Source organism: Micromonospora sp. NPDC047812 (assembly GCF_040704175.1).
Taxonomy (GTDB): Bacteria; Actinomycetota; Actinomycetes; order Mycobacteriales; family Micromonosporaceae; genus Micromonospora.
On sequence record NZ_JBEYRY010000043.1, the window covers coordinates 1 to 1,186 of the forward strand.

General features: G+C 69.3%; 1 protein-coding gene. It reads left to right on the forward strand.

All coding sequences use genetic code 11. The annotated features are described in order from the left end of the window. Positions 1-1,186: type I polyketide synthase (locus tag AB0883_RS30785; RefSeq protein WP_366644775.1), on the forward strand; the 1,186-nt coding region annotated here is incomplete at both ends.

Genomic DNA, 1,186 nt, shown 5'->3' on the forward strand with positions numbered 1-1,186 from the left:
AGCGCGGTCAACCAGGACGGCGCCTCCAACGGGTTGAGCGCCCCGAACGGGCCGTCGCAGCAGCGGGTGATCCGTCAGGCCCTGGCCAACGCGCGACTGACGCCAGGCGACGTGGACGTGGTCGAGGCGCACGGCACCGGCACCACACTGGGTGACCCGATCGAAGCGCAGGCACTGATCGCCGCTTACGGCCAGGACCGGCCCGCGGACCAACCGCTGCGGTTGGGATCGGTGAAGTCGAACATCGGCCACACCCAGGCGGCCGCGGGCGTCGCCGGAATCATCAAGATGGTCCTGGCGATGCGGCACGGGTTGATGCCCAAGACACTGCACGTGGACACCCCCTCATCACATGTGGACTGGTCAGCCGGATCGGTGCAACTACTCACCGAGGCCACACCATGGCCGGACAACGGCCGACCACGACGAGCCGGGGTGTCCTCGTTCGGGATCAGCGGCACCAACGCCCACCTCATCCTCGAAGAAGCCGAACCGCTCGAGATCCTGCAGGAGCCCGAATCGTTCGAGCCGCCGCAGGGCACACCGGCCGACCCGGCGGGCTCGGGCCAGCAGTCGCCGATGGCGCCAGCCGACGGGGTGGTGCCGTGGGTGCTGTCGGCCAAGACCGAGGTGGCGTTGCGGGCGCAGGCCCGGCGGTTGGCGGGGTTCGTGGCCGATCGGCCCGAGGTGGAGCCGGTCGTGGTGGGGCGGGCGTTGGTGGACAGCCGGGCGACGGGGTTCACCCACCGGGGTGTGGTGCTCGGCCAGGATCGGTCGGTGTTGCTGGGTGGGCTGCAGGCGCTGGCCGCGGGTGCGCAGGCACCGGGAGTGGTGACCAGGGTCGTCGGGTCTGATCGGCTGGCGGTGGTGTTTTCCGGGCAGGGTAGCCAGCGGCTCGGGATGGGCCAGGGCCTGTATGAGGCGTATCCGGTATTCGCTGAAGCGTTCGATCAGGTCTGCGCATACTTCGACCAGCATCTTGAGCGGCCGTTGCGGGAGGTGGTCGCGGGTGAGTCGCAGCTGCTGGACCAGACGATGTATACCCAGGCAGGGCTGTTCGCGGTGCAGGTGGCGTTGTACCGGCTGGTCGAATCGTGGGGGATGGTTCCGCAGTATCTGGCCGGGCACTCGATCGGTGAGTTGAGCGCGGCGCATGTGGCCGGGGTGTGGGACCTGCCCGATGCGG